The organism is Microbacterium sp. (genome assembly GCF_052099035.1).
Taxonomy (GTDB): domain Bacteria; phylum Actinomycetota; class Actinomycetes; order Actinomycetales; family Microbacteriaceae; genus Microbacterium.
Window position 1 is genome coordinate 1 of record NZ_JBQDSX010000101.1, and the last position, 7473, is coordinate 7473.

At 70.5% G+C, this 7473-nt stretch carries 6 protein-coding genes and 1 pseudogene; 6 read left to right on the forward strand and 1 reads right to left on the reverse strand.

Annotation, left to right across the window (positions count from 1 at the left end; all coding sequences use genetic code 11):
- The first annotated feature begins 181 nt into the window (after positions 1 to 181).
- From ACTIAO_RS16410 to ACTIAO_RS16435, 6 genes are all read left to right on the forward strand, one after another.
- Positions 182 to 787, forward strand: coding sequence for a helix-turn-helix domain-containing protein (locus ACTIAO_RS16410; protein ID WP_029153190.1), 606 nt, complete (start codon positions 182 to 184; stop codon positions 785 to 787).
- 78 nt (positions 788 to 865) lie between these two features.
- Positions 866 to 2140 carry a metal-dependent hydrolase family protein gene (locus tag ACTIAO_RS16415; protein ID WP_084644265.1) on the forward strand — a complete coding sequence of 425 codons (1275 nt, stop codon included), beginning with the start codon at positions 866 to 868 and terminating at the stop codon, positions 2138 to 2140.
- A gap of 38 nt (positions 2141 to 2178) precedes the next feature.
- Positions 2179 to 3774, forward strand: coding sequence for an ABC transporter substrate-binding protein (locus ACTIAO_RS16420; RefSeq protein ID WP_051216589.1), 1596 nt, complete (start codon positions 2179 to 2181; stop codon positions 3772 to 3774).
- Positions 3775 to 3826: 52 nt separating this feature from the next.
- Entirely contained in the window at positions 3827 to 4852 is a 1026-nt protein-coding gene (locus ACTIAO_RS16425) for an ABC transporter permease (RefSeq protein ID WP_441841405.1), read from the forward strand.
- Positions 4849 to 5661 carry an ABC transporter permease gene (locus tag ACTIAO_RS16430; RefSeq protein WP_051216587.1) on the forward strand — a complete coding sequence of 271 codons (813 nt, stop codon included), beginning with the start codon at positions 4849 to 4851 and terminating at the stop codon, positions 5659 to 5661. The genes ACTIAO_RS16425 and ACTIAO_RS16430 overlap by 4 nt, the downstream gene beginning before the upstream one ends.
- Complete coding sequence (locus ACTIAO_RS16435; protein WP_029153187.1) at positions 5658 to 7268, forward strand: dipeptide ABC transporter ATP-binding protein; 1611 nt, start codon at positions 5658 to 5660, stop codon at positions 7266 to 7268. The genes ACTIAO_RS16430 and ACTIAO_RS16435 overlap by 4 nt, the downstream gene beginning before the upstream one ends.
- Here the strand turns inward: ACTIAO_RS16435 and ACTIAO_RS16440 are convergent.
- A pseudogene (locus ACTIAO_RS16440) lies at positions 7226 to 7473 on the reverse strand (hypothetical protein); the annotation flags it as partial. The gene ACTIAO_RS16435 and the pseudogene ACTIAO_RS16440 overlap by 43 nt on opposite strands.

Genomic DNA, 7473 nt, shown 5'->3' on the forward strand with positions numbered 1-7473 from the left:
CGGACCGTGTGCGCCGCGAGTTCCTGCAGTCATCGCGCACGGCGGCGATGATCGACGTCTATGAACGGGTGCTCTCGCGCTGAGGCGCGCGACTCACGTCGAGACCGCGAGCAGGCTCATCGCCGGGCTGATGACGAGCGCTCCGAAGATGCCGATGGTGATCTCGGTCTAACCTTCACCTATGAGCGACCCGCACGCGCGCCCCTCGGACGAGCACGCCTCCCGCCTCGCGACGACGGTCGGGATCCGGGTGCGGCAGTATCGGATCGCGGCGGGGCTCACGGCCTCCGACCTCGCCGGTCGCGCGGGGCTGTCACCCGCAATGATCTCGCGCATCGAGTCGGCCTCGACGTCGGCGAGCCTGACGACGATCGACCGCGTCGCGAAGGCGCTCGCGGTGCCCATCGCGTCCCTGTTCCGCGGCGCGGATGCCCCGCCCTCGGCCGTCGTCGTGAAGGCAGGAGACGGGGCGCCGTCCGTGCGCGCGGGCACCCGCCGCGGGCATCGGTACTCGAGCCTCGGCAACCTGCTGTCGGCGAGCGGGCCCTCGCTCGAACCGGTGATCGTCGAGCTCAACGCCGACGCCGAGGAGTTCCCGATGTACGAGCACGCCGGAATCGAGTTCCTGTACATGCTCGAGGGGTCGGTGCTCTTCGCACACGGCGACGACGAGCACGTTCTGGAGTCCGGCGACTCCATCCTTCTCGACGCGGAGACGCCGCACGGGCCGACCGCCGTGATCGCTGGCCCCGCACGGTTCCTCTCGGTGAATCCGGCCGGCGGATAGCGACGTTCCTGGCGCTCAGAAATGCGTTTGTCACACAGAACGATTTACTGTCGGTAAATTAGTTGCGTTGGCCGCAACATGGCACACGCGCTTCTGCGTCGGACGGCGATCCCGATCCGACGACGCCCGCATCGTCGTCTGGAGTTCTCTGTGCCCGAATCCGCCCTGTCTGACGTCGCCCTCTGGGACGGCACGTGCTCCCTCGGTGCTGGCCGCATCACATGGGACGGCGACAGCATCACGGCCGTTGAGGCTGAGGATTCCGGCGCGAACCCCCGATACGGCGTGATTCCCGGACTCATCGATACGCACGTGCACCTCGGGGGCTATGCCGGCCCGGGGGAGCAGCCGTGGGGATCCCCATGGAATCTCGTGACGCCCGACACCGAGAAGGTCTTCCACATCGCCGCCCAAGCGCAGCGAGCGATGCGTGCGGGCGTCACGACCGTCCGGGATCTCGCGGGCGATGCCCTGCAGCTCGCGGTGAGCCGCGTCTTCGACGACGGCGTGCAGATCGGGCCGCGCGTGCGCGTGAACGGCCCCGTCGGCATGACGGCCGGTCACGGCGACCTCTTCATCCCGCCGCACTACCCGCACCGCGACCCCGTCGCCGACAGCCCGGACGAGTGCCGCAAGCTCGTGCGGCAGTGGGCGCGTCAGGGCGCGCACGGCATCAAGATCTACGCGTCAGGCGGCGTGCTGTCGATGGGCGATCGCGTCGGATGGCGCAACCAGACGATGGACGAGATCCGCACGACCGTCGACGAGGCGCACGCCCTCGGCATGCTCGTCGCGGCGCACAGCCACGACACCGAGAGCGCGCGCCGGGCGCTCGAGGCCGGCGTCGATTCGATCGAGCACGGATCCGGCGTCGACGCGAGCCTGTGGCCCGTCGTCACGCAGCGGGGGATCCCCGTTGCGCCGACCCTGCTGATCAACGATCGCCTGGCCGACGGCACGATCCCCGTGGCGGGGGAGGCGCGTGAGAAGGCTCAGGCCGTCGTCGCCGAGCGCGACGCCAACTTCGCCGGGGCCGCCGCGGCGGGCGTCCGCTTCGTGCTCGGCACGGACGCCAACGGCGTCATGGTGCGGTTCGGCGATCAGCACGAGGAGGTGCGCCTGATGGCCGACATGTTCGGGTGGTCGGCGGAGCGCGCCCTCGTCTCCGCCACGAGCGATGCGGCCGACGCCATCGGCATGGGTGACCGCGTCGGACGCCTGGCCGCCGGTCTGGGCGCCGACTTCGTCGTCGTCGACGGCCGCCCCTGGGAGGACATCTCTCACCTCGATGTCGACCGCATCGTCGCCGTCGTCTCCCGCGGACGCGTCGTATCAGGCGAGCTTCCCCGATGAACCCCTTCCGTCCCCACCTCCGTTCCGAGAGGATCACCGTGAACACATCTCCCCAGAGGCGGGTCGCGCTCGCCGCGGGCTCTGCCATCGCCCTGACCGCGCTGCTGGCGGGCTGCACGGGCGGCGGTGGCGGCGACGCCGCGGCTGACGGCACGCTCGTCTTCGCCGTCGAGACCGACCCGACGTGCATCGATCCGCAGCAGCCGACGGTGACGCAGGCGCTGTACATCGGCCGCCAGGTCGTGGACTCGCTCGTGGATCAGGATCCCGAGACCGGCGAGATCGTGCCGTGGCTCGCGGAGGACTTCTCCTCGAACGACGACATGACGGCGTTCGAGTTCACGCTGCGCGACGGCGTGACCTTCAGCGACGACAGCGAGCTGACGAGCGAGGTCGTGAAGGCGAACCTCGACTCGATCATCGAGATGTCGGCCGATGGATCGACGGCGACCCTCGCGGCGCAGTACCTCGCGGGATACGAGGGCACCGAGGTCACCGACGAGCACACCTTCACGGTCACGTTCGACGCCCCGAACGCGGCCTTCCTGCAGGGCGCGAGCACCATGAGTCTCGGAATCGTCTCCGCTGAGACGACCGAGCAGGCTCCGGACGCGCGCTGCCAGGACGGCGTGATCGGAACCGGTCCGTTCGTCTACGACGCCTACTCGCCCAACAGCGAGATCTCGATGGATCGCCGCGAGGGCTACGCGTGGGGATCCGAGCTGCGGGGCCACGAGGGCGACGCCACGCTCTCGCGCGTCGAGTTCGCGGTCGTGACCGAGGACAGCGTGCGCGTCGGCGGCCTGCAGTCGGGCGAGTTCGACATGATCGGCGAGCTGCCCTACGCAGACCAGCCCCGCATCGCGGACGAGGGCTACGAGATCTACGCGAAGGCGAACCCGGGCATCCCGACGAGCCTGATCCCGAACCTCGACAACCCCGTGCTCGCCGACGACGCCGTGCGCGAGGCGCTGCGCATCGGGATCGACCGCGACGACATCAACGCGACGCTCGGCTACGCCGACGGCGACGCTCCCTCCAGCGCCCTGTCGAGCGGCACGACCGGATACACGAGCCAGGCAGAATCCATGGCCTACGACCGCGACGCCGCGATCGCCGCCCTCGAGGACAGCGGCTGGGCGCTCGGCGACGACGGGATCCGCGAGAAGGACGGCGAGCGCCTCACCTTCACGACGACGGGCTTCTACGAGCAGAGCATGATCGAGCTCATCCAGCTGCAGCTGAAGGACCTCGGCATCGATATGCAGATCAACTTCACCGACGCCGGCGGGTTCTTCGGCGCGATCGCCGACCGCAGCTACGACATGCTGTTCGCCGCCCTCACCCGCACCGGTCCCGACGCGCTCGGCGTCGCGTTCGAGCAGGCCGCGCCGTCGCACTGGGCCGTTCTCGACGACCCCGACCTCGAGTCGATCCTCGCCGAGCAGGCCTCGACGAGCGACCCCGACGCGCGCCAGGGGCTCATCGACGAGGCGCAGGCCACGATCATCGACAACGGGTACCTGTTCCCGATCCTCGAGGTCTACCAGCTGCATGCCTCGCAGCCCGAGGTCACGGGCTTCGAGTTCGACTCGGCGTCGCGCTTCCACCTCTACGACGTGGCGCTCGGCTGATATGACCCAGGCAGGAACGTCTCCGAGGCGCGCGCCCGTCCGCATCGCGCGCATGGTCTGGCCGCGGCTGGTCCAGTTCGTCTTCGTCGTGTGGGCGACCTATACGGTGACGTTCCTGCTCATCCGCGTGCTGCCGGGGGATCCCGTGCTCGCGGCGCTCGCCGTGCAGTCCGGCGACGCCACGACGGTGGATCCCGAGCAGCTTGCGGCGCTGCGCGAGGAGGCTGGCCTGTCGGGCGGCCTCATCGCGCAGTACTTCTCGCAGCTCGGCGGCCTCCTCACCGGCGATCTCGGCACGTCGCTCGCGACCGGCCGGGACGTGACGTCGATGATCGCCGACGTCGTTCCCGGCACCCTCGCGATCGCCGGGCTCGCACTCGTGATCGGCATCGCGATGTCGCTCATCATCGGGTTCCTCGCCTACATCTCGCCGTGGAAGTGGCTGCGCGACCTGCTCGTGCAGCTGCCCCCGCTCGGCGTCGCGGTGCCGGCGTTCGTCACGGGACTCATCCTTATCAGCGTGTTCTCGTTCACGCTCGGCTGGTTCCCGGCGTCGGGGGCGCGCTCGTCGCTCGGCGTCGTGCTGCCCGCGATCACGCTCGCCTTCCCGGTCGGCGCGATCTTCTTCCAGGTGTTCTCCACCGCGATCCGCGAGGCGGAGCAGAGTCCGTACGTGTTCACGGCCGACGTCAAGGGCCTCTCGCGCCTCGCGGTTTTCCGCCGTCACATCCTGCGTAACGCGATGCTGCCGTCCGTGACGAGCATCGGCCTGCTCATCGGCTACCTCGCCGGCGGAACCGCCGTGGTCGAGACGGTGTTCTCGCGCGACGGCATCGGCCGGATCGTCGTGGCCGCCGTGCAGGCCCGCGACGTCAACGTGATCCAGGGCGTCATCATCGTCGTCGCGATCGTGTACGCGCTCGCGGCTCTGCTCGTCGACGTGTCCTACCCCTTCATCGATCCGCGCCTGCGCCGTCAGAGGGCGAAGCCCGGGGCCGCCGTGCCCGCGGCCGCCGCGTCGCCTGGTCTCGACAGTCCGGGGCCGAGCGCGCAGAACGGATCGGGGGGCGTGCGATGATTCGTCGATTGCTGCGTCCGACGACGCTTCTATCGCTGCTGATCGTCCTGATCGCGGCCGTCATGGCGCTCGCGCCGGGCCTGCTCGCGTCGGGGGATCCGCTCGCGGGTGCCACGGGCGACCGTCTTCAGGCTCCCAGCCTCGCGCACCTGTTCGGCACGGATGCGCTCGGACGCGATGTCTACACGCGCACCGTGCACGGAGCGTTCCTCTCGCTCGCCGCGGCCACGGCGGCCGTGCTCGTCGGCGGCATCGCCGGCGGCGCGATCGGGCTCGTGTGCGGCGCGCTGCGCGGCCGCATCGGCGGGGCGGTCGACTTCGTCGTCATGCGATTCGTCGACGTGCTCATCGCCGTGCCGGGCATCCTGCTCGCGCTCATCGTCGTGGCAACCCTGGGGTTCGGCCCGTGGAGCATCGCGCTCGGCGTCGGTTTCGGCGCCGCCGGCAGTTTCGCCCGCGTCATGCGCGCCCAGGTGCTGCGCGTGCGCGGCGAGGAGTACGTCGAGGCCGCCTCGACGCTCGGCGTGCGCCCGCTCACGGTGCTCGGCCGGCACATCCTGCCGAACGCCATGCGCCCGGTGCTCGCGATGGCGGCGCTCGAGCTGGGCACGGCCATCCTGTCGGTCTCGACCATCAGCTTCCTTGGGTTCGGCGTGCAGCCTCCGTCGCCCGAGTGGGGTGCGCTCGTCAGCGACGGTCGCGACTATATCGCCACCGCGTGGTGGCTCACGGTTCTGCCCGGCACGGTCATCGTCTGCGTCGTGCTGGCCGTGACCCGACTGGCGCGCGTGATCGGAGTGGAACGATGAGCGACGACATCCTTTCTGTCGAGGGCCTGCAGGTCGCCTACACGTCGGTCCGGCGCACGGTCGAGGCCGTGCGCGGCGTCGACCTCAGCGTGCCGCGCGGCGGCATCGTGGCGCTCGTGGGGGAGTCGGGCTCGGGCAAGAGCAGCGTCTCGCAGGCGCTCGTGCGGCGGCTGCCCGAGAACGGGGCGATCACGGGCGGTGCCATCCGATTCGACGGCCTCGACCTCGCGCGCGTGCGCGAGCGCACACTGCGGCGGATCCGCGGCGGTCAGATCGCGTTCGTGCCGCAGGATCCGAACGCGTCGCTGAACCCCGTCATGCGCATCGGCGAGCAGATCGCCGAGCAGCTGCGCCTGCACACCGGGATGTCGCGCGCGGACGCGGCGACGCGCACGGTGGAGATCCTCGGCGACGTCGGGATCCCGAACCCCGAGGTGCGCGCCGGGCAGTATCCGCACGAGCTGTCGGGCGGCATGAAGCAGCGCGTGCTGATCGGCATGGCGTGGAGCTGCGATCCGCGTCTCGTGATCGCCGACGAGCCGACGAGCGCGCTCGACGTCACGGTGCAGCGCCGCGTGCTCGACCAGATCGAGCAGCTCGCCGAGACGCGCGGCACGGCCGTGCTGCTCGTGACGCACGACCTGGGAGTCGCAAAGGATCGCGCCCAGCACGTCGTCGTCATGCAGCAGGGGCTCGTGGTCGACCAGGGATCCACGCACGACGTGCTCGGCACGCCGCGCACCGACTACACGCGCGAGCTCGTCGCGGCCGCGCCGGGGCTCACGAGCCGACGCCTGGAGCCGACGCTCGAAGGGGATTCACCGTCGGAGCCGGTCGTGCAGCGCCCGCTGCTCGAGGTCGTAGGCCTGCGCAAGACGTTCGCGCAGGGAGACGACACCTTCGTCGCAGCCGACGATGTGTCCTTCGTCGTACCAGCAGGACGCACGGTGGCGCTGGTCGGCGAGTCCGGATCCGGCAAGACGACGACGGCGCGGATGGCCGCGCGCATCACGCAGGCCGATGACGGCCGCGTGCTGTTCCGCGGGCAGGACATCACGGACCTGCGCGGCGCGGGCCTGCGCGAATGGCGGCGCTCGGTGCAGGTCGTCTACCAGAACCCGTTCGGCAGCCTCGATCCGCGCATGAGCGTCGAGGCGCTCATCGCCGAGCCGCTGCGCGCCTTCCGGATCGGCTCGCGTGCGGAACGCTCCCGTCGCGTGCGAGACCTGCTCGACTCGGTGCGGCTGCCGTCTACGGTCGCCGAGCGCCTGCCGGTCGAGCTGTCGGGCGGACAGCGCCAGCGCATCGCGATCGCTCGCGCTCTCGCCCTGCAGCCCGAGCTGCTCGTGCTCGACGAACCCGTCTCGGCACTCGACGTGTCGGTGCAGACGCAGATCCTGCAGGTGCTCGTCGACCTGCAGGCCGCGCTCGGTCTCGGCTACCTCTTCATCACGCACGACTTCGGTGTTGTGCGCCAGATATCCGACCACGTCGTCGTGATGCGGGAGGGCCGCGTCGTTGAGCAGGGCCCCGCCGAACGCATGCTGACGCTCCCCGAATCGGACTACGCGCGCGAGCTGATCGAGGCGGTTCCCGGGGCGCTGTAAGGGGCGCGGCGGCGCGAGAGCACGCCGTCGAGCCGCGCATACTCCGACTCGACCCACTCGCCGATGATGCGGGCGCGGTCGCCCGTCTCGGCGGCGGGGAAGGCGATGGCACGCGTCGGCACGCTCGCGCCGAGCTCGACGAGCAGCGGCCGCAGCGTGGTGTCGACCGCGAGCGTGTGCGCGGGGGATCCGATGGTGAGGATCG